Below are 23,595 nucleotides of genomic sequence, written 5' to 3' on the forward strand. Positions count from 1 at the left end.
TCAGTTCACTAAAAAAAGAACGCATCAGGAAGCGAATATACAAAACTCGGGATCTGGCTCGGGCAGATATCTTCGATTACATTGAAGTGTTCTACAACCGGGCCCTGCGTCACAGCCACTTCGGCGGTGTCAGTCCGGAGGCCTTTGAACAGGCCTCGTCGTGAGGACAGGATATGTCTACGGTCGTGGGGGCAGTCCACATCTAGTAAAACGTGTTATAGTTAATAGAACTTACGACACACTGCCAATTACTTAGTCTGATTTGACGTAAATATCGCTATATTGGGGGGGGGCGAACGAAAGCCATCGCCGGAAAACGATGGCTTAGATGCTACCAAGATAAGAATGGGGATTCTAGCTCTTCTTCTTGTGGAGGGGGAACAGCGGTTTGCCACACGCTGGCAAACCTAGCTGCATTGCTTGCTGTGTAATGCACTGTGTGGCGTATATTTCGATGCCCTAGATAATCTTGGATCAGACGAGTATCTAATCCCTGTTCAGCTAATTCGTACCCACATGCATGACGTAGCATATGTGGGTGAACTTGGAGATTGAGCCCGGCCCGTTGCCCGTATAGGTGGAGCTGTTTACAGAACCCTTGGCGTGTCAGTTGTTTCCCATGGACGGAAAGAAATAACCATTCGTTATTTTTTTTGTTATACATGTGGCGTAGAACTAGCCATTTATTGAGCAAAGATAACTCCCTGGGAAGTAGTGGGTGAGTGGTGCTGAGACCATTTTTGAGGCGCCGGATATAAATCTTCCCACTCAAAAAATCAATATCTGTCATTTTTAGCCCGATGAGTTCACTGACTCTACAGCCATGAATGAAGCACATTAGGATCATGCAGCGGTCTCGTATGCAGTGTTTGGCGCCTGCCGTGGCCTTAAAAATCTGCTGAACCTCCTTGTAAGTGAGATACAAGCGTTTACTCATTATAGGTAGTACCTCTTGCTTACTATTGGGTTTTTAGTTACTACCAGATGTAATTATTATTGTCAATTGTTTGTTTTTGTTATGTGTAGTGCATTTGATTTGTGGGCAAGTATACGATTATTTAATTTTTTGCTAGCGAATGTGGTTAATATGGTATTATGCAAGTTTTTAAATGAATGGGGGGAATCGCAAATGCATTCATTGATGCTGTGGCTAGATTCCTCATTGATTGACATACTCCGATGTTAGTAATGTCTTCATAAGCAACATGAGGACGTCCCATGATGGAGCGTTTTCCCGATAAACATATCATCAGTGTTCTCCGCAAGGCTGAATCCGGGGGACAGCCAGTGAACTCTGCCGTAGGTATGCCATCTCCGACGCCGCCTTACTACTCTTGGCGTAAAAAGTTTGGCGGCATGGAAGTGCCAGATGTTAAACGTTTGAAGACTTCTCGAAGAAGGGAACACTCGCCTGCAGAAGTTGCTTGCAAGGAGGCGCTTCAGGTGGCTTTGGGGATTAAAGTACTGACGATAGACCAGAAGCGGGAAGCAGTGGGAGTGATGTGTGACGCGATGGGTGTGCTAGCCGGTCTATGTCAACATGCTGTCATGAAGCACCGCGGCTGGCAGTTGATGCTCGCTTATCTGAATGTATCACTGAATTGACACTTGGGCGCAGACGTTTTGGCTACCGGTGCATATGGAAGATTCTGCGGCGTGAAGGGCTTTACATTAATGCAGGTGTTTATCATCTGCTAGGGTTTGAAATAATTTCAGGTGATGTCGTAAATTTCAAGTCTTCAGGTGACACGTATTCTGGATAGAATTGCACTGTTTCATCATTATCCGGCGACGACGATAAGGGCCGAATTTACCTGCCAGGTGCCGGATCAATGGGCTTTTGAACATGGTGGGGTTGCGGCTTATTCAGTCGGACAGGCCGACACAGAACTGATTTATTGAAAAAATTAATGAGCGTATATTTCAGATGTTATTGGAAGATGGACATTGGTATGTAAAATGCCAAATTGATAGGAGTAGTGCTATACCTGCTGTTGTTAATATTGCATTTTTGTTTTCTTGTTGATTACCTTGGTGGTTTGCGAAGGAATGAAATAGTGTTAAAGATAAAGGGTGGTAATCAGGTGAATATGTTTTTTATACGCTTTCTATGAGAGAGGGAAGGTGAATTGATGTTGTAAGTGATAATGTGATTGCCAAACTCAACATTGTAAAATTAATTGATTGTATCTTAATTGATTTTTTACTGTTCTATTTAAGTTGATAGTCAGAAGTATGTGTCTTAGGGGCGGCAATGTCAACGTGAGAGCATGTTGCTCTATGAGTGTCTGGGGTCGTAAGGATGTTTATAGTTGTCGAGCTTAGACTTAATAACTGATTTTTTGTAATCTTGTTTGGGTGTTATATGGTTTGGTGGCTATTAGTGAAGGGAGTGTAACTATTACCAATGTTGCAGTTTTTCTTAAGGTTGGAAATGGAAAAGTAAGATTTAATCTGATTAGTTATACGTATTTTGTGTTATTTCATGCTGGAAGTGAGTGTGACAATATTATGAGCCCCTTTATTACTGCAAATAAATAGATGGTTTTTATTCTCTTTCTGGTTAATATTCAGATGTAAATCTTTGGTTTTCTGTTGTTGTCCGTTCTGTTTTTATTGAGGTTTTTAATGGTTTTATAATTATGTTTCCTTGGGTTTTAGAGTCGCCTCACTATTATTATCTAAATCGGATATTGTAACTAAAGTTAATGTTCTTCTTTTAATATCAGATCACTCTTACAACTCACAATAATCACAGGCGTTATCAATACAAGAGAAAAAGTGCGCGGCTAAATATAATTGACTGTACTCAAATGGATCGCTTAAGCTAATCCCGTTGTACTGTCGTCTCCGGACGACCACCAATGTTCAGTGGGTCCGTGATGAGCGCCTTCGGGTGACCCTGCTGTCGATAGGCAGCCACCAATGATCTGGCCATCTGCGAGGATCGCCTTCGGGTGATGGCAAAAGAAAGCTTCCGTAGCCTGAGAGGGAGCACGCCAAGTATGGTGTGGTACATCTGTCCGCCTTTGGGAGCAGATATCGCCTGCATAACGTAGTATTCGGGGCGGTTAAGGCTGCTGAAAAGTCATCACAATGCCATGGCCTCTTAGCTTGGCACACATCTACATCTGGCAGTCCTTGCCTGAAGAATTTAGTCGCAACAGACTGATATCGCTTACTTCTTTAAAGCTGTTAAGGCCTTTATGACGTGTTGCTGACGATGCGACTTTTGAACGCACGTATAAGGCCATTTGGTACATTTGGCCGCTTACGTGAGTCTCATTAGGAGCAGAGGAGCGCGCGTCACTTGTGAAGTGGCGAAGACACTACCAAGTGACGCGCGTAGCGCATAACGTCTCAACCCACGTACGACGTGGCTTTCAACGTTTAACTACCATCTGACCAACATGTAGTCTGTGTCAGTACGGTTTAAACACTCATTCACTTCAACGTAATTACGACGGAAAACACCGTTTTGAACGTTTCACTATCTAAAAGGAGGAAATCGACTCGGTATCGATGGCGACACTACGAACAGTAGTGTTGGAGGCAGCTTGATGAAAGTCAGCTCTGCATTAGCAGCAAACGGATCAGGGATCTGGGGTGCCTCGCAAGAACTCAACATTTCGCCGCCCCGATGCACAGATACCAGTCGAGACGCAGGAAGCGCAAAAGCAACCGTGTCGTCGGGGTTGAAATTACTGAGGTACAGATCCGTCTGCTTCTTTTAAAGCAGAAGGACGTGTATCCCATTGGAGATGTTAAGATGTCCAGATTCGGTAAACAGCTGGGAAAACAACTTGTCACGCTTGCTCGTCAGGGTCGAGGGAGTTTTAAAACCGTTGCTGACCGTTCCAGAATTGCAGACCGTTTTTCTGAACGTCTGGCAAAGTTAAATATTCAAATTCGGGATGTAAAACACATCAAGACCACTCATATCGAAAAGTACGTTCATAGCCGGCAGGCTGAAAATATATCGCTTCGCACATTGCAAAACGAGATGGCAGCTGTGCGCTCAATCATGTCAGCTGCGGGGCGGAATAAACTGGCTGATCCCAACCATGAGAAATTGAGTAACCAGGCTTTAGGGATTTCAGGTGCTAACCGTGATGGAAAAAAAGCCCCTATTTCGGATGAAAAGTTAACTGCTGTCATCAATCACGTCATAAAAAAAGATGCAGGGGTAGCATTGGGTGTTCAGTTGTCTCGCTATGTAGGTTTGCGAACGGAAGAAACGGTTCAGTCAGCAAAGTCAGTAAAAACATGGCGACAGGCTTTAATTAATGGAGACGAGCGTGTTCGGGTTGTGTTTGGCACGAAAGGAGGTCGTCCTCGTGATACGACCATTTTTAATCGTGAGAAGGTTTTATCTATTTTAGAGGCGGCAATAAAACATTGTGATGAACACAATGGGAAACTGATTGATAAGCCTTCATTGCATACAGCAATAGAACGGTACAGAAATATTGTTCGTGAAGCTGGAATGACAGGGAAAGATGCTCCCCATAGTTTGCGATACGCGTATTCACGTGATGCGGTGACTTATCATGTTAAAAATGGAATGAGTCGTGTAGAAGCAGAGGCATTGGTATCGATGGATTTGGGCCATGGTGATGGTCGAGGTCGTTATATTAAGCAAGTCTATTTCAAAGGTGATGTGGAGTAACGGATTAATTGCATTTAGTATGCGGGATTTTATTAATTTAAAATTTTATCAATTGTATGCGTGAATATGATGGTTTGTGCATAACGGTCGCAGCTCTCACAGGGCTGCGACCTCGAAATAATAATGGTGCTGAGACGTTATGTTATTAGGATAATAGGAAATATTATTCCAAAAACAGGTGTTCATGGTCTCTTGACAGATCAGCGATTTGCTCGGAAAATAAACATGCTTACTCGTTGTCTTCGGACAACCACCAATGCTCAATGGGTCTGTGATGAGCGCCTTCGGGTGACCTAGCTGTCAGTCGACAGCCACCAATGATCCTGTCACTTGTGAGGATCGCCTTCGGGTAGTGGCAAAAAACGTTTCCGTAGCTTGAAAGGAAGCACGCCGTTTACGGTGTAGTACATCTGCCCGCCTTTGAGAGTAGATGTCATCGTAGTTTTGATGAACAAGGCTTAACTTTCTTACCTATGATGATTGTGCGTGACGCAATCAAATCCCAAGGGAAATACCTTTCCCTTGGGAGCGGTGTTTCCCTTTTTTACAGGAGAAACACCATGTCTTCTTTTACTTCTTCAGTTGTTCCTGATTTCTTCTCAACCCTGCACCGTGTCAAATCGGCTGTCCAGCGAATACCTTTTCGCATGGCGCCGCCGCGTTTTACTGACTGGTACGTCAATGCAGCCGGTAATTTTGCCGTTCGCGCGCATGTTATCTGCAGTGATGATGGTTCGGTCAGCGCGTTACTGACGCTGCGCAAAGGTTGGTACAAAGGCGAATACACCTACGCAAGCACCCATGTTGTGCTGTCTTGCAAGCATACCGAGCGCAGAAAAGCTTACCGACTCGCCAGTCAACATGCTGAGCATTTGGCCAGACTGCGTTACCGCTTTTAGAGCGGTCAGTTTACTCACTTAATACCCTGACGGGGATTTAAACCCGTTATGGGGATAAATCCCTCGGCATTTTATGTTATGGAGGATTTATCGATGCATACCCCGTTACCCAACGTACTTGACTTAAAAACCGCGCTTGATGCGTTTCATTTCCTTTGCCTGGTTGAAGGCAAGCTCATGAGTATCCGGGCTTGCCAGCGTCTGGGACTGGGTCTTGAACGTGAAAATCCCACTGAGCTGAATGATGTGGAAAATGCCGCTATCAATGCGGGAGAGGCCTTTGGTGGTTTCCTGCTGGTCATGCAGTACGGCTATATATCGACACTTTCCGCTAACGGGCAAGCGCTTATGGCTCGCCTGGATACACTGAGCAAAGATATTCACGCGTCTTATTGGGCGCAGGCCGTGGAGCAAGGCAAGCGCGATGTCGAAGCCGACATTGCGATTGGCGAGCTCGAGGTTTGGTGATCGGCACGGCAGCCTGACAGACACACACCCTGACGGGGATTTATTCCCGTCCGGGGGATAAATCCCCCCAATTTTTTGTTACCGGAGGATTTATCGTGAGTATGAACGTTTATTTTGTCGCAACACCATCCCAGGACGCATGGATTGATTTCACCCTGGCGGTGACCGAGGTGTTCTGGCTGTTGCCGGAAGAGGCCCGGCCAGAAGGTATCACGGAAGCCGGTCAGCTGTTTGATGGCATGATCTTCGAAACGGCTGGTTTACGTGTATCACCGGGAGCAGAGGAAAATATCCCGATGCAACCGGTGGCTTACGTCAAAGAACGTGTGGGGTTCTTTCAGCACCCTGATTTTTTTCACCGACTGGTTCTGATACTGATTCATAACCTGTGCCCTGGCTCTGTACGGATAGAGCGGAACGACTCCAAACTTTCCAAAAATCCAGGATGGGAGTTACCACTGCTCTGGTTGCGCCACCACCTTAAACGCCCGGAACTTCTTGCTCCGGGTGAAGTGGATGAGGCGGCACTGGCTGATGATTCCATTCTTTACCATTTGGAAGGGTATAGCAGTCATAACGATGATCCCGATGAATTGCTTTGTCGCTGGCGCGTTATTGTCGGCATGGATGAAGTGCTGGCGGTGCGTCTGAATCAGGCGCATTCGGCGGCATAGTCGCGATTTTTAATTCACCCGGCAGGGCCTCCCTGCAGGGGAGCTCCTGTCCGTATACCGAGAGGAGTGACCCATGGGACTTGATATCAACTTTTTCCGTCAGCGTAAGGCTGACTATCCGATGTTGCCGGTAAACGGCGACTGGACACCCGTCGGCGACTGGGTGCCGTGTTCACCAGCGTGGCTGGAGGACGGCGGTGATTGTGCGCAGGCGCCGCGAATATACAACCACAAAATGTGTAACCACTACCATCCGCCGCTGCTGGCTCACACCTGTCATTTTCGCGGGTTTACTGCGTTGATGCATTGGGTAGCCAACAGTGTCGGCGACGTCAAAAGCGGTGAGCTGATGGCGTTCGACCGCAATGACATCCAGATGCTGGATTTGTGTCTGTCGCGGCTGAATGAAGCGAACTGCCATGATGAGTTTCCTTCTGAATCTCGTGACTACGGCGGTATTTACTGGACGCAAGTCGATTTACTGAAGGCGTACGTTAACAACGTTCTTGCCAGTTTTGATTTCAGTCGGGACCACCTTTACTTCCGGGCTTCGTGGTAACACCACCACACTGACCATAACGTTTCATTTCCCTGGAGGGGCTTTCCCTCCCGGGGAAGTCTGTCTCCGCAACTCAGGAGACTTACCATGTTGCATTTTAACCCTGCAGAACTGCGCGCCGTCGTGGCTGAAGTGCGCGCCAATCAGTGTGCGCTGGTGTTGGCCAAAGATAATGGCGTCTATTTGATGCCGGCCGTGGGCGAGCGAAACGCCTCCGGCCGTATCAAGCACCTGGCGTATGCTGACGGGTGTCATCCTGACAAGGATGCTGCCTGGTATGAAACGTCCCGGCAGCTTGCCGGCGGCGACGACTTTGGCGAGGAGCTGATGCTGAACGACAGTTGTATCGAGCGAATACTGTCGCAAGGCCATGAGCTCTGGATCCACCTGTTACCCGAAACGGTCTATATGCACGTTGCCACGGTTAACTGGGTGTGTGTCGCCGATTATCGGCGGGTGACCGCGCGCATGCTGCAGCTGGCCGAGGTCCATTACTCGGTCTGCGTCAGCCAGGATGAGTTTAAACACTGGCGTGAGCGGGCCATCAATCTGCTGGCCACGGCCTGTCATACCGATTGCAAACGGGCAAAGCCCGCCGATCGGGCTGATTACCTGGCTCTGTTCGAACGGCTGAAACAGCGTGTTGACACAGTGAATCCGAAAGGGGCGCTGCGTTACCCCGCTCTCTAACCACTTTTCCTGTCCCCAGGGGCGTATTCTTCGCCGCCAGGGGAGGAATGCGCCTTTTTCATTGAGGAGCATTCCATGAAGAAAACATCACCATCACGCCGGCCGGCAAAAGCCCGTCGCGAACGACAAGACCTGTACCAACAGGTCACGGACAACATCATCGGCGCCATCGAGCGTGGCACCTTACCCTGGCGCAAGCCATGGCGGACTGACCGGAACCGGATTTATACCGGGTCCGTCATGCCGCAGAACGGCACGACGGGTTACCACTACAGCGGCGTAAATGTGCTGCTGCTGTGGATAGCTGCGGAAGAACGCGGTTTTCACTCCAATCGCTGGCTGACTTATAAGCAGGCGGAAGCCGTCGGTGGCCATGTACGTGCCGGCGAAACGGCAACCCAGGCTGTGGTATTCAAACCCTGGGATAAGCAGGTGGAGGATGCTGATGGCCGGCAGCTGTTTGACGAAGAGGGGAAACCGCTGAAGACGCGAATACCCATGCTGAAGCCGCTGTACCTGTTTAACGTTGCCCAATGCGACAACCTCCCGGAGACCGTTGTCGGCGTTATGCCGGCAACCGAGACGGATGAGGGTGATGCGTTGGTTGATGCGAAAACGCAGGCTCAGGTTAACACCCTCGTTGAGGCCTGCGGTGTTCGGGTTGAACAGGTCTACCAGGACAGGGCGTTTTACTCCCCGCTCCGAGACCAGATTGTCCTGCCACAGACTCAGCAATTTCGGACTGAGGCGGATTACTGGTCAACGTTATTGCATGAACTGGTGCACAGCACCGGCCATGCTAAACGGCTTAACCGGGAAGGGATCACGTCTTCTTCCCGGCGGTTCGGCGACCCGGTATACGCGTTTGAGGAACTGGTGGCCGAGCTGGGCAGTGCTTTTATGTGCGCGCAGCTTGGCGTCTTTGGTGACATCCAGCACGACAGCTACCTTGAGCACTGGCTCAAGGTATTGCGTGAAGATAAGCGCGCGCTGTTTCGTGCGGCCAAACAGGCCCGTGAGGCGTCAGAATTTTTGCTGAAGCTCCTGGCGGACCCGATGACAACCGATCCAACCGTTGCGGCATGAGGAGTCTGGTGATGACGATTGAACAACGTTACTGGCAGACCATTGCCGGCAGGTTACTGGCCAAATATTTTGGCTTGGCGTTAAACGATACCGATCTGTGTGAAGCGGAGTGCGTGATGGCTTTACAGGAAGCGGGAGTGAGGCCGTTTGAGGCGATCAACAACCTGGTGGATAAATACCACCTGGTACGCCTTGGCGCCAATCCCTTTACCTCATCATCACCGTATCTGCGCCAGGTGGAAGAGCTGGGCGTGATCGGTGAAACAGAACAGGAGATAACCGATGACTAAAGCCACCAACAAGGGGCTACAGGTAACCGTTGACCCTGAGATTGCCAGCGAACTGGCCTACATGCTGAAGCTTCAGCAGACCTGTGGCGCCGCTGTTCAGCTTGAGAATGTCGAGGGCCTGCTCCATTACATTCTGGCGAGTATCGCCGATGGTAGCCGACGGCCGGGCTCCTGGGAGCGCGGAATATTGGTACAGCTGGGATTGGTCGCTAATGGCGACGAACATCAGGTATACCGGGCTCACTATGGCGAGCAAGCCCACTAAGGACAGGATCAGCGTCTTGGCCATCATGAGGTAACACCTAACCCAACGGGGGAGACTTTCCCCCGCTGGGGAAAGCTCCCTCTTTTTTCTTGTAAGAAGAGGAGAACGACCATGTCGAACTGGTGCAGTAACCGTTTAGTGATCACTGGCCAATCCGTTTTTGTTGATGAACTGCAGCAATGGGTCAATGGCCATGTTGTTCCTGACTACCGTCATGCTGTTCAACAAAGCTGCCGGCTGTTCCTGGCCGGGTGTGCCGGCATACTGAAGCCGGCGACGACAAAACCCGGTGTTTATGTGCCTTACCCGGCACTGTTAACGCAGCCGGGAATTGCATCGCCTCAGAATCTGGCCTTTGAACACTGGTTCTGGTTGCTGAAGGCAGATGTAACGTTAACGGGTGAGAACATTCGCCTGATAGAGCGACTCTACCGCCAGTCGGGTATCGATGCGGTGAAATGGGAAAGTATCCCCAACGTCGCGAAGGCGCATATGGCGGATGTACTGTCGCGCCAGTATGCGGACTGGTTCGGACTGGTGGGGGTGAGCCCTGACATCGATGCCGGCATTTGCTGGGAACGTTTGGGCGTGATGCCTGAGTATACCGCGCCATGCGATATGCTGATGTTGCTCCCGACGCGACTGGCAACTGAACTGAATGGCTCAGGCGGGCTGCTGCGTGATGTGCCGACCTCCACTGATCTCTATGGTCGGCAATACGGCGTCGAGTGGCCGGCCGGCCATAATGTCGGTTGCGTACGTGATGGCATCAATACGTTGACGGTACACTTCGATTCTCCGTGGTACCCGCCGGCCGGTGAGGTTATCGGGAGAGTGTCTGAGTTGTTTAGCTGCCAGGTGGAACATACCTGGTATATGCCTGATGCGGAACGCAGCGGCTACGATCGCTACGACCGCGGCGAGCATGTCGACGGTGGACGAATAGCGGCTAAGGTTGAGGAAGGTGAGGTGATCCACCTGACCTACGCCGACAAAGATTCTATTCCCTTGTCACCGAATGCAGCAGCCGGCTAATCACCGTTTTTTGCTGAAGCACTAACCTATGGCCACCGCTATCTCGGTGGCCTTTTTTTTCCGTGGGGGAGTTTTCCCACGGCGGGTGAACTCCTTTTGTTAATGGAGTTCACCATGCTGACGTTTACTGAAGCACAAACCCAATTCATCGGCCTCTTTGGCCAAACGGCACGCTACCATCACCGGTACAAGGTCTTTTCTGACTTTGTTCAGTGCGGCGCGATAGCAATACACAACCGCTTTTGTCCGGACGACGCGCTGGAGAAGCAGTACATGTCGCTCATCAAAGAGTATGAACGTGAGGATGTCGAACGCCTGGCGCACTTACTTGCTCTGGTACGAATAGCACTGGCCGCTAAACCTTGTGATTTTTTGGGCATGGCTTTCATGAGTCTGGAGCTTGGTGATAAACATCGTGGTCAGTTTTTTACACCCTGGAGTGTGGCATCCATGATGGCCAAACTGCAATTCACCGGACTGGAGCAACGGTTGTTGACTCAACCGTTCGTGACGATCAGTGAGCCTGCGTGTGGTGCCGGCGCCATGATGATCGCCGCTGCGGCCGAGATTCAGGCGTTGGGGTACATGCCTTCACAGCATATGTGGGTTTCCTGCGTTGATATCGATGTGGTAGCGATGTCGATGGCATATATTCAGTTGTCTTCGCTTGGCATTCCTGGAGAGGTTGTGTTGGGGAATGCACTGGCAGATGAACGGCGATTGGTGATGTGTACCCCGATGCATTGGTTAGAACAATGGCCACTTCGATTACAGACGCTTAGAGAGTTTAAAGCGATTAGTTGACAACAATCGCCCCTGACTGGGGCGATTTTTTTCGTATTAATTACGGGATGTATTTTATAAGTCCATGTTCCTAGCCAGAACTGACTCTATGGCTTTTTTGATGTCATTCAATCTAACCGGCTTTGTTAAGATCTCAACATCTTTAATGGGGCTTTCGCTCGTATATGCACTGATGAATATGAATGGCGTGCTTTTATTTGGTCCTTTGTTCTCTTTGACTCTTTTATATAAATCATCACCTGTAATTATAGGCATCTGCAGATCGCTCAAAACAAGATCGAAGGATTTCCTATATAATTTCTCCAAAGCCCTTTCTGGGGATGTCGTATACTCTACTGAGAACTCACTTTGAAGAATTGACACCAATGATTCACAGGCCATTTCATTGTCATCGATAATTAAAATACTGATTCCTTTAGCTGAGAAAGGCGTATCTGCGATATCAGTAGTAGTGTCAATCTCTTCAGGTGTTGAAAGTTCAATAGGTAGTGACACGGTAAATGAGCTCCCTTTACCGATGTCACTTTTTACATCAATTGTTCCGTTCATGGCTTTAACAACACCATGAACAATTGCCAAACCCATTCCAAAACCGGGAACCTTATTATCATTCCCAACCCGGATGAACGGATAGAATATTGTATCAATCTTGTCCTTCGGAATGCCTTGACCTGTGTCTTTGACTTTGATAACCAAACTGGATTTATCGTGGATATTTGCGCTTACCTGCACGAGACCATTGTCTGTGTATTTTATTGCATTGGTGACAATATTCTCTATGATTTGCATGACCCTTGATGGATCACTTTTAATATATGTATCTGGAATATTATCCATGCTTACACTAACATTTTTCTTGTTCAATATGGTAATGCTTTGTTCGACAGTATCATGAATAATCTTTCGTATGTTAAATGATGATTTTTTTATTTCAACGTTACCATTATCGACTTTGGCAAACTCAGCGAGGTCTTTCATCTGACGTTCCATTTTCATGGCAGCATTCTCTAATCGCTCAAAGTGGTTGAACGCTATAGCATATTTTTTCTGAATGATCACTTCAACCGAAGAAATTATTGCCTGAAGTGAAGTTCTTAATTCATGACCCAACACTCCGAGGAAAGCATTTTTGTTGTTAAAAGATTTCTTTTCGGACTCCAATTGATTATTGATGGACTTTACTTGTCGATATGAAATAAAAAGCATTAACAAAAACAGGAAGTACAGTGTAGCAATTGGAAACTTCATTGAGTTAGCTTTGTCGATATAATCCTGCTGAATTATGTTTCTTTGCCTGACTTCTGCATGGTCAGATATTACCACTAGATCTTTATTTTCTTGCCCTATTAATTCGATGTTATTAAGTATGATCGAATAGTCAGGGGTTGATTTATTTAGTTCGGTATCGATATTTTCAAGGTTGGCATTTATTTGCTCTATAGTTTTAGCATAGCCTTCCTCCTCATATAAATATCTAGTTGAAACGCTTTTATGTAATAGCACATTTGAGCTTGAGAATAGGAGGTCAAGTTCTGTTTGTAATTCATCTTTATCATTGTTACCTAACCGAAGCTGGCGCTCAATTTTTGCATTAAATCCTGCTAGTCTGATCGTGAATTTAGCAATTGCCCAAGCGTAGTTCTCTTGAGGTCCTGCTGAGTTCATATTATGGCTTGTGGAGAAATACTGTTCGTACATCCACACAAACCCACCCGTTAACACCAGGAAAACTAATAAGTACTGGATGATAAGCCTTTTCAGTTTCATTTTTCTAATACCGTTATGCCGCTGACCTGCCAAATATGACGAGCTTGATAAGTAGGACTATTGAGTTTATCGTAAAATTTGTCCATCGGGTAAATGACGAAGTATGGTCCAAAGTCTCTTACTTTCAGAGGGTTCCCATCCATTTTATTTGCCATCAAGATGTCGAATTGTTCTATATCTGAGACTGGGATATCGACCCAGTAATCATTTAATGCCCTAATTCTTAGCGTTTTTCCACGGGCACCAACAAGTTTCAACAATTCTTTGAATTTTACGCCTTCAAAATCAACAACTCGCCCCGGAACAGTCCAGGAAGTTGTCGTCTTTATATGGCTTTTTTCCAGCGTGTTGAACTCTTTTGCTGATAAGATGTATCCACCTTCGTAATTTCTATTAGTTATTTCGCCATCAATATAGATATCTCCTTTATTTGCGAAAGATGGAGCTGAAATAAATAAAGCAACTAAAAAAGACAATGTTAGAGATATTAATTTACACATAATAATCCTCAAATTCCTTACTGATTAAATCGAGTAAAAATACATTCTCACTGTTATGTATGCCCTCTGTTTTATTATTTCCTATGTAAATAGAGGTGCAGTTATCATAGTATAAGCTGCGTAGTTCAGGTTTCACTGTTGTGAATATACAAGTAGTGGGTGTTTTAAACCCCGCGCCAATATGCAAGGCTGCTGAATCACACGTATAAAGATGCTTCGCATTTTTAATGATGGATGTAAAACAAGTCGTGTTTTTAGATAATGAAGTGATGTTAGTGTAATTATCATGGTTAATATCACTAAACCCTAAGACCTTAACCTTAAATTTATCGCTGAGGTGAGATATTATCTTTTTATGATATTTACTGGGTATGCTTCTTATTTTTGTACTAGCGTATGGGCAGAAAAGAACATACTCACCCAAGTTTATATCTTCGATAGGCGCTGTATTGAGCCATGAGTTGATTTTTAAACTGGCTGATACATGTTTGTGTTCTATGCCTAAACTTCTTAAAAAGAAGTCATGCATTTCCAGTGTGTTAAAATCTTTCCAGTATAGTTGGTTTCCGATATCTATTACTAGGTCTGCATCGGTAGCCCTGGTAATGTCAAACGGCATATAGGAAATGTCATCTATTATATGCTTTGCCAACGTATAAACTTCATTAACATAGTTAGGGCAGTTTTCAGGACGAATGATTCTGATGTCGATGTTTGGATTGAATATTTTTATTACGTGCAGTGCTGATATCCCTACAACAGAATCACCTAGTGTTACCCCTAACCCATTGATGATGGTAAGGCTTTTTACCGTTGAATAGTCCACGGATACTTTACTGATTGCATTATTATGAATAATAGAGTCATTCAAGGGAGATATTTCCCCACACAGATTATCTTTACCCACACCATAGGGAGACACTATGTATCTTCCATCAAGCAATAGACTTCCTGTATAAGTCAGTAAATTATCGTTCATAATGATTCACTTGGGAAAGTGTTTATCCACTAATGATTTTATCACACTGGCTTTGATAGGTTTCTCGTGAGGTCCTGTTATATCATAATCATTTATAGCACTTGCGATCTCGCTATCTACGATCCCTGACAGTTGCCCGGTAAGAACCAGTATCATGGCATTATTATTTTCAGTTTTTCTTATCTCTTTAATCGTGCTGAACACGGTCTTTGTTCCTACAACCCAATCTAGAATATACGCATCATAAGGCTTGTTTTTCAGGCTCTCCTCTAATGAATCAATATCATAAAAGGCATCAACAAGATATTCATTGTTTACAATGATTTCTTTGAGGCTATCGACGATGTTTTTGTCATCATCAAGAATTGCGATTCGGTGTTTTTCTTCATTTTGTTTTTGAGGATATAACTGAATCATTTCAATGTTGCGTTTTGAATCGAATAAAACATCATCTTTTATATCGTTAGTATGAAAAACAACCCACTCATCATTAATCTTTAAAGCCGAATATTCAGCTGTATCAATAGCGTTCACATTAGATAGGTATATTTTGCATTTAACATTAGTTTTGCCATCATTCCATATAGCATCATGTACTTCGTTTATTGAATAATTATAAATGTCAAAGAAGTCACTCATCCTCATATCGATAGAGTCAATAACTTTAACCAGCTGGGATACCTCCCAGTTTGAGGCGCCGCTCATCTTTTTTTGGGCTGCTGCTGTTGTGATGTCCAGTACGTGGCTCGTATGGCTGATGTGTTTTTGCTTTGGAATTCCTTTCATCGTCATCGCTTTGGCAATGACTTCCCCAAGTGCAGTTTTATTGTTGGTTACCATCTCCCACCTTCAGCCTTTTTCGGTTTAAAAAACAAACATCATTCTACACTCCAAGTTGTTTAATTCAAGAAAACCGCACCGTTGTATGTCGCAAAGCGATTTTACAAATCATAAAAGTATCATTTATGTTGACATGTGGTCGCTGTAGTTGTTAGAAAGGAGCCTGAGTGTGGAGGCTCGCGGTGCTTAACTGAGGCTTCTAAGCGTTATGTTCATCTCCTTTCGGGAGAGCATAACGCTCAGGTGATGCTATAGCGCACAACACCAGAGAAAGCGCCCACTCAGAGTTTGGGGGAATAACCAAACGATGCGGAGGGATGCGCAAAAATCATGAGGGTGGACTTTTCATTTGTAGATGCATTTTGTGAATCGTCGGAACGCCCCGTAATAAAATCACCTGATATTTGTTGTTCTTGGCACCAGGGAAACCTGATAAAAACACAATAAAACAATAGATTGTTAGCTTTGGGGTTGCCTTCGGAGGTATAGGCTTCCCCATTGTTTTTGCCCTAAGAGACTCCAGCAATGAGGGGTTGATAGCTGCCTATCAACCTGAAAACGGCTGACTGCGGGAATCTATTTCTTTCGGGAAAAGGTTTTTCTGTGGTGCTGGCTGTACTGACCTGCGCAGGATAAGCGCCGGTCAAGTTTTACGGAGTGCTGCTTATGTCTTATTGTGATACACCTGAACAGGCCGCCATCATTGGTTGGTCCGGCCATCGCCTGGTGGTCAGGGCGTTTGCCGGCACCGGTAAAACGTCTACATTGGTCCGTTTTGCCCAGGCAAACCCGGATTGCAGGATGCTCTACCTGGCCTATAATCGCGCAGTCAGGGATGAGGCCGAGCAAAAATTCCCTTTTAATGTCGAATGCAAGACGTCGCATCAGCTGGCCTGGCCTAACTTCGGGCGCCATTATCAGCGGCGGTTGACAGCTAACCTGCGGATCACTGACGTTGCTCGCCAACTCAATACCCGCTATTGGCCGCTGGCACGCACATCTATCACGACCTTTAACACTTTCCTCTGCAGTGGGGATGGCGAATTGGGTTTGCAACACTTGCCTGATGAAGACTCACGCAGTGGTTTGTCGCCCGATAAAATCCTGGCAGCGGCGCAATTGCTTTGGCGCGAGTCTGCACGCCAGGATGGTACTTTCCCTGTCACCCATGACGTTTACCTCAAGCTGTATCAGCTCTCTCAGCCCGACCTTTCCAAACGCTGGCAGACGCTCTTGTTTGACGAGGGGCAAGACGCGAATCCGGTGACGCAGTCACTGGTACTGGCGCAGAGCTGTGATGTGGTGTTGGTCGGCGACCGGCATCAACAAATCTACCGATTCCGTGGCGCGGAAAATGCCCTCGATGCTCCTGAGTTGGCCGATGCGGACCAACTTTACCTGACTCACAGTTTCCGTTTTGGTCGTGCCGTGGCCCAGGTGGCCAATATGCTGCTTGCCCGGCAAGGCGAAACGATGTCTGTGGTCGGGGAGGGGAGGAACGACAGGGTTGTTGGGTGCATACCTGATGACGTGAAGGGGCAGCCTGTTGCCATATTGAGCCGAACGGTGGCGGGGGTCATCGGCGCTGCGCTGGATGCCAGCCTGGCAGGGAAGAAGGTCTACTGGGTTGGGGGTATCAGCGGCTATAAAACGGAAGAACTGGAAGATCTGTACTGGTTCTCGGCTGACATGCCTGAGCGGATGCAATCTCCGCTGCTGGCGCGAGAATACCGCAACTTTGAGGAGTTTGAGTCGGTTGCCAGAGCAACCCGGGATGTTGAAATGAACCAAGGCCTGCGGTTACTCGAACAGTACTTCCCGCTGCCACAAAAGCTGCAGGTGATGCGCGAGCATGCAGTGACTGATGAATGCCAGGCTCAGGTAACCGTTTCGACGGCGCATCGAAGCAAAGGGCTGGAGTGGCCTGTGGTGGTGTTGAATCATGATTTTGCCGATATCACAGATCCTCTGATGGCCGACAGCGAACGTACCGATGAAACCAACCTGCTGTATGTCGCTGTGACCCGGGCCCGGCAAACGCTGGTACTGAATGAATTGCTCCAGGTGTTGATGGACAACGAGGGTAATGATATCGCCGGAGACCTGGCATGCTGAAGGCTATCAAAGAACTGCTGGTTGGAACCCGGGTTATGTCGGCAAATCCAACGGCAGGCATTTCAGCCTCTCAATGTCCTGTAGGTTATTTTATGCCGGCATCCGCAGAGCAGCTTTTGAGCACGACCTCTCGTCAGCAGTGTTTACAGCAGCTGTGGGAGAACAGCGCACTGCCCAAAGATCTTTATGAACATTTCTATCTGCAGCCCTTGAAGCAGCTTGTTACGCTGATGCAGGTACTTCCGGCCGCGTCCCAGGGGGAGTATGCCAGGGAAGGAGGACTGGTCGATGTTACCCTGCAGACGACGACGTATGCGGTTCGACTGGCCAAAGGGCACATGTTGCCCCCAGGGGCCGCGCCCGAAGAACAATCCGCCCAGAATGTGCAGTGGAATGTCGTGGTGTTTTATGCAGCGCTATGGCACTACCTGCCGCTGTTAACTCAGCTGCAGGGTGAGCTTCAAAGTAGCCGAGCCTGGTTACCTGGTTTGACGGTGCCGGGTGAACCTTACCGTTTTCGCTTCAGAGCCACTCCGTTAGCCCCGACTCTGGCCAGCAGTCAGAGCGCAATGATTGCGGCACGACTGCTGCCTGAAGAGCTTATTGAATGGTTGTCAACACTACCAGCGGCGATACATTCGTTGATGACGATAGCGTCCAGGCAACCGAGCACATTACCTGCAATTGACGATATTACTCTGGAGGCGGCCAAACTGGCTCGTGGCGATGGTTTGGCCGTATCGCTTTTGCCGATATCCAACCCCGACACATTGGCAATAACCTTACCGTCAGTGGCGCCGGCGACAGAACATATCACCTCTTCAGTACCCGAGACTGATTTGCAAGGCGCAGTCAGCAGTATCCGTCCTCCTCTCGCTCAGGAGCAACTGCCGGCAGAGACATTAGATCAGCCCAACGAAAATGCACCGTTAGTCACGGAAGTGTTACTTAGCTCGGCCCTGGATGCGCCGGTCAACGATAAGCCTTTGGCTGAGATGGTCCTGGCGCCAGAAACGGTGGTTGGTGTGGAAGAAGATATGCAGGCTCTGTTGTCATTAATGGCGGTAGAGGTGTCAGTACCGACTTGCCTGGATAACCAAGAAGAGGGAAACGCCCCTCAGAAAGAGAGCCTCCTTCCTGAAGAAAAGCAGGGGTCGGTACATGACATAACTACTGTAATTGAAGATGACTGTGTTTTACCAGGCGTAATAGAATCTGAACTACTAAAGAGCACGGACACAACGGCTATTTTAGAGGCTCAACATTTATCAAAGGATCCAGGGTTAGAAGAAAATAACGTGGAAGGTATTTTGAATGCAGAGAGTAATGTTGGGAACGCATTTCTACAGTGGTTGAGTCTTGGGGTAAAAAAAGGGGATATATCCGTTAATACCTTAGGTTCCAGAGCACATATTGTCAGTGGGTTCGTTTTTCTCTGCGTTCCAGATATTTTTCATCTGTATATCAAAGAAAATAATTTGGAGCGTACTGACCGAAATGCTATCCAAAAAGCGTTTGAAAAACTGGGAAGACATCGGATCCGTAAGGGGCAGCGATTCTTTATTGGCCATCTTTATGAAAAGCCTGAGGGGGTGGGTACATATCGTCGTATCAATGGTTACCTGATTAAGGCAAATAGTTTGTACGGTGGGACACGCGTGCCAGAGGACAGTCAGTTACTCGTGATCCCGTAGTCTTTTGATGCAGGGAGAATCTCATAAATGTTGGGTAAAACTGACGGATTGTGAGTGGATAAATGAACTCATTCGAGGTTATGAAATGAAAAGTGAAGAAAAAATGCACGATGAGTGGGAGTTATTGCTCGAGGAATATTTTTTCACCAAACAACTACGTGCAGCAACGGAATGGAGCTATAGGAAAGTAGCACTAACATTTACGCGTTTTATTGGTGGAACTATAACACCCGCTATGGTGACGCAAAGGGATGTGTTGCTTTGGCGTCGGCATCTGTTAAAGGAGAAAAATCTTTCGGTACATACCTGGAACAATAAGGTAGCCCATCTGCGGGCAATATTTAATTTGGGTATAAAAAAAACGTTGGTTCAGCACGGTGAGAACCCTTTTAATGGAACGGTAGTTCGATCTGATACTAAGAAAAAACGAATATTGACGAAGTCTCAATTGACCCGTCTTTACCTCGTGATGCAACAGTATGAACAGCGGGAGAAGGAGAGAAAACCAGTGAAGGGGGAAAAGTGCGCACTATATCCTACCTGGTTCTGGATGACGGTATTAGACACATTTCGATATACCGGTATGCGTAACAATCAGATGATCCACATCCGCCTGAGAGATGTGAACATTGAGCAAGGTTGGATCGAACTTCGACTTGAAGGTAGCAAAACACATCGAGAGTGGAAAGTACCGGTGGTTCGTCAATTAAGGGAGCGAATAGAGTTGCTCATGATGCGTGCAATCGAGCGAGGTGCGGGTCAGCATGACCTGCTTTTTGATGTCAAACGGTTCACCAATCCACGGAATACTCATTACATCTATGACGAGAAAAACGTTCTGCAGTCATTTCGTAGCTTCTATCGTCGGTTGTCCAGGGAGAGTGGTTTCGATATTTCCTCACACCGTTTCCGTCACACACTTGCCACGGAGTTGATGAAATCCCCGGACAGAAATCTAAAACTGGTGAAGGATTTGCTGGGTCACCGTAACGTCAGTACCACAATGGAGTATATCGAATTGGATATGGAAGTAGCAGGAAAAGCACTAGAACAGGAGCTTGTTTTACATACGGATATCACCGCTACGAGAAGCTTACAAAGCTTGACACAGGCATGATTTGCTGTGAATATCACCAGTTATCGAGAAAAGGACGCCTGTGCTGTCACACAGGCATCCTTCTTGAGGAATTCAACTTACAACGTCGCGATAGTAAACAGTTACTCTGTTATCACTTTGACAAGTCGATTCCGTATTAACCACCCGTTAAAGTTCTCATCCTTTAACCAGTGTGCATTGATGCAGAATTAGTGGTGCCCGGACTCGGAATCGAACCAAGGACACGGGGATTTTCAATCCCCTGCTCTACCGACTGAGCTATCCGGGCAACGCGCAGCATTAAACCGTATTGGCCGATGGCCGTCAACGGCTTTATGCGTGAAAGACGTTAAAATGCCTCCGGTTGCTGGCTTTTCAGGCAAAGGGCGCAAAAAATGCGCCTGTTGTGGCTATCGCCTCGGGTTGGTGGCGCTGCCAACCCTGCAGATTCAGCTCAACGCTCCGTTGCGCCGGCACTGCGCCACCTGCAAGATGTCTTCCGCCAGCCGTTTGGCGACCGATACGTCCTGGAGCTGGCGTTTTACCAGCAGTTTGCTCAGGCAGCCTTCCTGAATCAGCTCCATTTGCTGCGCCACCATGTCGGCGTCGTCGGCGTCCATTTCACGCAGCAATTCGCGGGTCAGCTCCAGCGAGGTCAGCTTTTGCTGCTCCGCCAGTTGGTGGATCGGGTGATCCGTTTCCGGGAAGAAGCTGCAGGCGGCGATAAACAGGCAGCCGGGGTAGCGGTCTTGCTGCACGTATTCCGCCAGCACGTCATAGCGCGCCAGCAGCTTTTGCTGCGGGCTCAGATTCTCGTCCAGCAACAGCTGGCGGCGCCAGGTGTCGATCTGTTGGCCGTGGTAGCGCAGGCAGTCGTACAGCAGCGCTTCGCGATCCGGCCAGAACCGTTTGAGATCGCCGGGTTGAACGTCGAGTTTTTCCGCCAGCATCTCTAATGTGGCGGTCGCCAGGCCCTGTTGTTCCAACAGGCCCAGCGCGGTATCAAGGACGTGTTCACGTTGCACTTGTACTTCCTCCTCTTCGGTTCAGAACCTCAGTGTTATTTATCTCATCACTTTCTGCAAATGCGCGTTGAAGGCTTCCGCCTTCATAAAACCGGTGACCCGCTGCGCCGTCAGCTCGCGGCCAGCCGGATCGAAGAACAGGATCGTCGGCAGCCCCAACACCTGCAGATGCTTCAGCAGCGCAGCCTGTTCTGCGCTGTTGGCGGTCACGTCCGCTTGCAGCAGCACCGCGTTGGCCAGGCTCGCCTGTACCGCCGCATCGCTGAAGGTGTATTTCTCGAACTCTTTACAGGCCACGCACCAGTCGGCGTACAGATCGAGCATCACCGGCTTGCCCCGCGCCTGTTGCAGCACCAGAGCGAGCTGTTCGACGTTGTTGATGCGGGTAAAGGCCAGGTGCGGCTGAGCGGCCTGCTGCGCCTGGTCGGCGCCGAAAGCCCAATCTTGCAGCGGCCGTGCGGCGATCACCGTGGCCGCCAGCAGCAGCAGTTGCAAGGCGCGAGCCCAGCCGCGCGCGCTTCTCAGGCTCAGGGCGAAGGCCCAACCGAAGAATGCCAGGCCGAGCAGGCTCCACAAACGCATGCCCCACAGATCGCCGATCACTCGCTCCAGCAGGAACACCGGCAGCGCCAGAATGACGAAGCCGAAGGCCTCTTTCACGTACTGCATCCACGGGCCGCTGCGCGGCAGCAGGCGGTTGCCGAACAGGGTGACGATCACCAGCGGAATGCCCATCCCCAGCGCGTACAGGTACAGCGTGCCGCCGCCGGCCCACAGATTGCCGCTCTGAGCGATATACAGCAGGATGGCGCTGAGCGGCGCGGTGGTGCAGGGGGAGCAAATCAGCCCGGCCAGGGCGCCCATCAGGAATACGCCGGTCAGCGAGCCGCCGCGCTGGGTGTTGCTCCAGTTAGCCAGCCGGGTTTGCAGTGCGGAAGGCAGCTGCAGGGAATAGAGGCCGAACATCGACAGCGCCAGGGCGATGAACAGCACCGACAGGCCGATCAAGACATAAGGATGTTGCAGCGCCGCCTGGAACTGCAGCCCGGCGGCGGCCACCACCAACCCGAGCAGGGTGTAGGTGAGCGCCATGCCCTGCACGTAAACCACCGCCAGCGCCAGAATGCGGCCGCTGCTTTGCGGCCGGTCGCGGCCGAGAATGATGCCGGAGATCAGCGGGTACATCGGCAGCACGCACGGCGTGAAGGCGATACCGATGCCGATCAGCAATGCCCACAGCGGCGAAAACGGCAGGCTGGCCGGTGCGGCGGGCGCTTCCGCCGGTGCAGAGGCCGAAAGCGGTGCGGCTGCGGCGGCGCTGACCGCGTCCAATGGGATCACCCGGGTTTCCGGCGGATAGCAGAAGCCGGCCTCGGCGCAGCCCTGGTAGGTGACGCTGAGGCTGGCGTTGGCCGCCGCCTGTTGCAGCGGTACCTGCAGATTAAGCTGCTGCTTGAAGATGGCGACTTCGCCGAAGAACTCGTCCTTGTGGCTCAATCCTTCCGGCAGGGTAAAGGCGCCGAGCGTCGCCTGCTGTGGCACCAGTTTGATCTGCTGACGATACAGGTAATAGCCGGGGCGGATCTGCCAGTTCAGCGTTACCTGGCCGCCTTGCTGTTTGAAATCGAAAGCGAAGGCCCGATCGACGGGCACGAACTGGCCGCCGCCCGTCGGCGCGAACAGCGAAGCCTGCGCCGCCTGCGGCAGGAAGAACAGGCTGCACAGCAGCAAAATCAGTTTAATGAAGCGTTGATCCATAACAGGTAGTCTTTATCTCCGGCCATCACCGGCAATACCAGCAGCTCGGGTGTCTGGTAGGGGTGATGTTGTTTCAGGGTGTCGAGCAGGGCCTGCTGACGGCGGCGATCGCTTTTGAACAGCATCTGCACCTCGTATTCCTGTTCCAGTTTCCCTTCCCAGTAATACAGCGAGGTGGCGCCGGGCAGCAGCGTGGCGCAGGCCGCCAGCTTATCGCCCAAGACCCGCGCCGCCAGTTCCTGGGCGCTGGCTTCATCGGGTGCGGTACAGAGTATGACGACAGCTTCGCAATCAGACATCTTCAGCCCTCTCATCGGTTCGAATGGGCACTATACCCTGAAGGCGGATTGGCTAGAAGGCGAGTTTATCGCCAGAAGGAAAA

General features: G+C 49.0%; 23 protein-coding genes, 1 tRNA gene and 1 pseudogene. 16 read left to right on the forward strand and 9 right to left on the reverse strand.

Features of this window, described 5'->3' with window-relative positions; genetic code table 11:
• The coding region (locus ACJ8PN_RS10760) for an IS3 family transposase (protein WP_442534998.1) at window positions 1-164 on the forward strand (164 nt) is incomplete at its 5' end.
• A 167-nt stretch (window positions 165-331) separates the two neighbouring features.
• Here ACJ8PN_RS10760 and ACJ8PN_RS10765 read toward each other — a convergent pair.
• Window positions 332-937 carry a tyrosine-type DNA invertase gene (locus ACJ8PN_RS10765; protein ID WP_420277198.1) on the reverse strand — a complete coding sequence of 202 codons (606 nt, stop codon included), beginning with the start codon at window positions 935-937 and terminating at the stop codon, window positions 332-334.
• A 281-nt stretch (window positions 938-1,218) separates the two neighbouring features.
• Here ACJ8PN_RS10765 and ACJ8PN_RS10770 point away from each other — a divergent pair.
• The 12 genes and pseudogenes from ACJ8PN_RS10770 to ACJ8PN_RS10825 all read left to right on the forward strand — a co-directional run.
• Window positions 1,219-1,954 (forward strand): annotated as a pseudogene (locus tag ACJ8PN_RS10770) (transposase); the annotation flags it as partial.
• A 1,815-nt stretch (window positions 1,955-3,769) separates the two neighbouring features.
• Window positions 3,770-4,669 carry an integrase domain-containing protein gene (locus tag ACJ8PN_RS10775; protein WP_442534918.1) on the forward strand — a complete coding sequence of 300 codons (900 nt, stop codon included), beginning with the start codon at window positions 3,770-3,772 and terminating at the stop codon, window positions 4,667-4,669.
• A 560-nt stretch (window positions 4,670-5,229) separates the two neighbouring features.
• Window positions 5,230-5,568 (forward strand): hypothetical protein, encoded by a 339-nt coding sequence (locus tag ACJ8PN_RS10780; protein WP_071532891.1) that lies wholly within the window; start codon window positions 5,230-5,232, stop codon window positions 5,566-5,568.
• 93 nt (window positions 5,569-5,661) lie between these two features.
• Window positions 5,662-6,036: a hypothetical protein gene (locus tag ACJ8PN_RS10785; protein ID WP_442534919.1), complete on the forward strand. Its 375-nt coding sequence runs from the start codon at window positions 5,662-5,664 to the stop codon at window positions 6,034-6,036.
• Between the two features lie 95 nt (window positions 6,037-6,131).
• Window positions 6,132-6,710 (forward strand): hypothetical protein, encoded by a 579-nt coding sequence (locus ACJ8PN_RS10790; protein WP_442534920.1) that lies wholly within the window; start codon window positions 6,132-6,134, stop codon window positions 6,708-6,710.
• A gap of 73 nt (window positions 6,711-6,783) precedes the next feature.
• Window positions 6,784-7,269 (forward strand): hypothetical protein, encoded by a 486-nt coding sequence (locus ACJ8PN_RS10795; protein ID WP_442534921.1) that lies wholly within the window; start codon window positions 6,784-6,786, stop codon window positions 7,267-7,269.
• An 87-nt stretch (window positions 7,270-7,356) separates the two neighbouring features.
• Entirely contained in the window at window positions 7,357-7,959 is a 603-nt protein-coding gene (locus ACJ8PN_RS10800; protein ID WP_442534922.1) for a DUF3085 domain-containing protein, read from the forward strand.
• 75 nt (window positions 7,960-8,034) lie between these two features.
• Window positions 8,035-9,045: an ArdC family protein gene (locus ACJ8PN_RS10805; RefSeq protein ID WP_442534923.1), complete on the forward strand. Its 1,011-nt coding sequence runs from the start codon at window positions 8,035-8,037 to the stop codon at window positions 9,043-9,045.
• Between the two features lie 11 nt (window positions 9,046-9,056).
• Window positions 9,057-9,335 carry a TA system toxin CbtA family protein gene (locus ACJ8PN_RS10810; protein ID WP_049209639.1) on the forward strand — a complete coding sequence of 93 codons (279 nt, stop codon included), beginning with the start codon at window positions 9,057-9,059 and terminating at the stop codon, window positions 9,333-9,335.
• Window positions 9,328-9,600, forward strand: a complete 273-nt coding sequence (locus tag ACJ8PN_RS10815) for a hypothetical protein (RefSeq protein ID WP_442534924.1) — start codon at window positions 9,328-9,330, stop codon at window positions 9,598-9,600. Before ACJ8PN_RS10810 ends, ACJ8PN_RS10815 begins: the two co-directional genes overlap by 8 nt.
• Window positions 9,601-9,711: 111 nt before the next feature.
• Window positions 9,712-10,635: a DUF1281 domain-containing protein gene (locus ACJ8PN_RS10820; RefSeq protein WP_442534925.1), complete on the forward strand. Its 924-nt coding sequence runs from the start codon at window positions 9,712-9,714 to the stop codon at window positions 10,633-10,635.
• A gap of 114 nt (window positions 10,636-10,749) precedes the next feature.
• Window positions 10,750-11,439, forward strand: a complete 690-nt coding sequence (locus tag ACJ8PN_RS10825) for an N-6 DNA methylase (protein ID WP_442534926.1) — start codon at window positions 10,750-10,752, stop codon at window positions 11,437-11,439.
• Window positions 11,440-11,493: 54 nt separating this feature from the next.
• On the opposite strand, the gene ACJ8PN_RS10830 is transcribed toward ACJ8PN_RS10825, so the two are convergent.
• From ACJ8PN_RS10830 to ACJ8PN_RS10845, 4 genes are read right to left on the reverse strand one after another with little or no spacing between them, the layout of a single operon-like run.
• Window positions 11,494-13,206, reverse strand: coding sequence for a hybrid sensor histidine kinase/response regulator (locus tag ACJ8PN_RS10830; RefSeq protein WP_442534927.1), 1,713 nt, complete (start codon window positions 13,204-13,206; stop codon window positions 11,494-11,496).
• Window positions 13,203-13,706: an oxidoreductase gene (locus ACJ8PN_RS10835; protein ID WP_442534928.1), complete on the reverse strand. Its 504-nt coding sequence runs from the start codon at window positions 13,704-13,706 to the stop codon at window positions 13,203-13,205. The genes ACJ8PN_RS10830 and ACJ8PN_RS10835 overlap by 4 nt, the downstream gene beginning before the upstream one ends.
• Window positions 13,699-14,685 (reverse strand): glycosyltransferase family 9 protein, encoded by a 987-nt coding sequence (locus ACJ8PN_RS10840; protein WP_442534929.1) that lies wholly within the window; start codon window positions 14,683-14,685, stop codon window positions 13,699-13,701. Before ACJ8PN_RS10840 ends, ACJ8PN_RS10835 begins: the two co-directional genes overlap by 8 nt.
• 6 nt (window positions 14,686-14,691) lie before the next feature.
• Entirely contained in the window at window positions 14,692-15,525 is an 834-nt protein-coding gene (locus ACJ8PN_RS10845; RefSeq protein WP_442534930.1) for a helix-turn-helix domain-containing protein, read from the reverse strand.
• Between the two features lie 666 nt (window positions 15,526-16,191).
• On the opposite strand from ACJ8PN_RS10845, the gene ACJ8PN_RS10850 reads away from it, so the two are divergent.
• From ACJ8PN_RS10850 to ACJ8PN_RS10860, 3 genes are all read left to right on the forward strand, one after another.
• Window positions 16,192-17,640: a UvrD-helicase domain-containing protein gene (locus tag ACJ8PN_RS10850; RefSeq protein WP_043139353.1), complete on the forward strand. Its 1,449-nt coding sequence runs from the start codon at window positions 16,192-16,194 to the stop codon at window positions 17,638-17,640.
• On the forward strand, window positions 17,634-19,334 hold the full coding sequence (locus ACJ8PN_RS10855; protein ID WP_442534931.1) for a TraI domain-containing protein: 1,701 nt from the start codon (window positions 17,634-17,636) through the stop codon (window positions 19,332-19,334). Before ACJ8PN_RS10850 ends, ACJ8PN_RS10855 begins: the two co-directional genes overlap by 7 nt.
• A gap of 85 nt (window positions 19,335-19,419) precedes the next feature.
• Entirely contained in the window at window positions 19,420-20,451 is a 1,032-nt protein-coding gene (locus ACJ8PN_RS10860) for a tyrosine-type recombinase/integrase (RefSeq protein WP_442534932.1), read from the forward strand.
• A gap of 192 nt (window positions 20,452-20,643) precedes the next feature.
• Here the strand turns inward: ACJ8PN_RS10860 and ACJ8PN_RS10865 are convergent.
• From ACJ8PN_RS10865 to cutA, 4 genes are all read right to left on the reverse strand, one after another.
• Window positions 20,644-20,719: transfer RNA gene (locus tag ACJ8PN_RS10865), tRNA-Phe, on the reverse strand.
• A 160-nt stretch (window positions 20,720-20,879) separates the two neighbouring features.
• On the reverse strand, window positions 20,880-21,455 hold the full coding sequence (gene dicD / locus ACJ8PN_RS10870; protein WP_016929381.1) for a division control transcriptional repressor DicD: 576 nt from the start codon (window positions 21,453-21,455) through the stop codon (window positions 20,880-20,882).
• 39 nt (window positions 21,456-21,494) lie between these two features.
• Window positions 21,495-23,213, reverse strand: coding sequence for a protein-disulfide reductase DsbD (locus ACJ8PN_RS10875; protein WP_442534933.1), 1,719 nt, complete (start codon window positions 23,211-23,213; stop codon window positions 21,495-21,497).
• The gene (gene cutA / locus ACJ8PN_RS10880; RefSeq protein WP_004929657.1) at window positions 23,189-23,512 is read right to left on the reverse strand and encodes a divalent cation tolerance protein CutA; all 324 of its coding nucleotides are present in this window, start codon (window positions 23,510-23,512) and stop codon (window positions 23,189-23,191) included. The genes ACJ8PN_RS10875 and cutA overlap by 25 nt, the downstream gene beginning before the upstream one ends.
• Between the last annotated feature and the right edge of the window lie 83 nt (window positions 23,513-23,595).

The sequence above is a fragment of the Serratia sp. CY76391 genome, assembly GCF_052166695.1.
Taxonomy (GTDB): Bacteria; Pseudomonadota; Gammaproteobacteria; order Enterobacterales; family Enterobacteriaceae; genus Serratia; species Serratia nematodiphila.

Excerpts from the sequence above, each read along its gene's own strand:
- ACJ8PN_RS10765 (WP_420277198.1), bottom strand. The coding sequence starts at position 937 with ATGAGTAAACGCTTGTATCTCACTTACAAGGAGGTTCAGCAGATTTTT.
- ACJ8PN_RS10775 (WP_442534918.1), top strand. The coding sequence starts at position 3,770 with ATGTCCAGATTCGGTAAACAGCTGGGAAAACAACTTGTCACGCTTGCT.
- ACJ8PN_RS10780 (WP_071532891.1), top strand. The coding sequence starts at position 5,230 with ATGTCTTCTTTTACTTCTTCAGTTGTTCCTGATTTCTTCTCAACCCTG.
- ACJ8PN_RS10785 (WP_442534919.1), top strand. The coding sequence starts at position 5,662 with ATGCATACCCCGTTACCCAACGTACTTGACTTAAAAACCGCGCTTGAT.
- ACJ8PN_RS10795 (WP_442534921.1), top strand. The coding sequence starts at position 6,784 with ATGGGACTTGATATCAACTTTTTCCGTCAGCGTAAGGCTGACTATCCG.
- ACJ8PN_RS10800 (WP_442534922.1), top strand. The coding sequence starts at position 7,357 with ATGTTGCATTTTAACCCTGCAGAACTGCGCGCCGTCGTGGCTGAAGTG.
- ACJ8PN_RS10805 (WP_442534923.1), top strand. The coding sequence starts at position 8,035 with ATGAAGAAAACATCACCATCACGCCGGCCGGCAAAAGCCCGTCGCGAA.
- ACJ8PN_RS10810 (WP_049209639.1), top strand. The coding sequence starts at position 9,057 with ATGACGATTGAACAACGTTACTGGCAGACCATTGCCGGCAGGTTACTG.
- ACJ8PN_RS10815 (WP_442534924.1), top strand. The coding sequence starts at position 9,328 with ATGACTAAAGCCACCAACAAGGGGCTACAGGTAACCGTTGACCCTGAG.
- ACJ8PN_RS10820 (WP_442534925.1), top strand. The coding sequence starts at position 9,712 with ATGTCGAACTGGTGCAGTAACCGTTTAGTGATCACTGGCCAATCCGTT.
- ACJ8PN_RS10825 (WP_442534926.1), top strand. The coding sequence starts at position 10,750 with ATGCTGACGTTTACTGAAGCACAAACCCAATTCATCGGCCTCTTTGGC.
- ACJ8PN_RS10830 (WP_442534927.1), bottom strand. The coding sequence starts at position 13,206 with ATGAAACTGAAAAGGCTTATCATCCAGTACTTATTAGTTTTCCTGGTG.
- ACJ8PN_RS10835 (WP_442534928.1), bottom strand. The coding sequence starts at position 13,706 with ATGTGTAAATTAATATCTCTAACATTGTCTTTTTTAGTTGCTTTATTT.
- ACJ8PN_RS10840 (WP_442534929.1), bottom strand. The coding sequence starts at position 14,685 with ATGAACGATAATTTACTGACTTATACAGGAAGTCTATTGCTTGATGGA.
- ACJ8PN_RS10845 (WP_442534930.1), bottom strand. The coding sequence starts at position 15,525 with ATGGTAACCAACAATAAAACTGCACTTGGGGAAGTCATTGCCAAAGCG.
- ACJ8PN_RS10850 (WP_043139353.1), top strand. The coding sequence starts at position 16,192 with ATGTCTTATTGTGATACACCTGAACAGGCCGCCATCATTGGTTGGTCC.
- ACJ8PN_RS10855 (WP_442534931.1), top strand. The coding sequence starts at position 17,634 with ATGCTGAAGGCTATCAAAGAACTGCTGGTTGGAACCCGGGTTATGTCG.
- ACJ8PN_RS10860 (WP_442534932.1), top strand. The coding sequence starts at position 19,420 with ATGAAAAGTGAAGAAAAAATGCACGATGAGTGGGAGTTATTGCTCGAG.
- ACJ8PN_RS10875 (WP_442534933.1), bottom strand. The coding sequence starts at position 23,213 with ATGGATCAACGCTTCATTAAACTGATTTTGCTGCTGTGCAGCCTGTTC.
- cutA (WP_004929657.1), bottom strand. The coding sequence starts at position 23,512 with ATGTCTGATTGCGAAGCTGTCGTCATACTCTGTACCGCACCCGATGAA.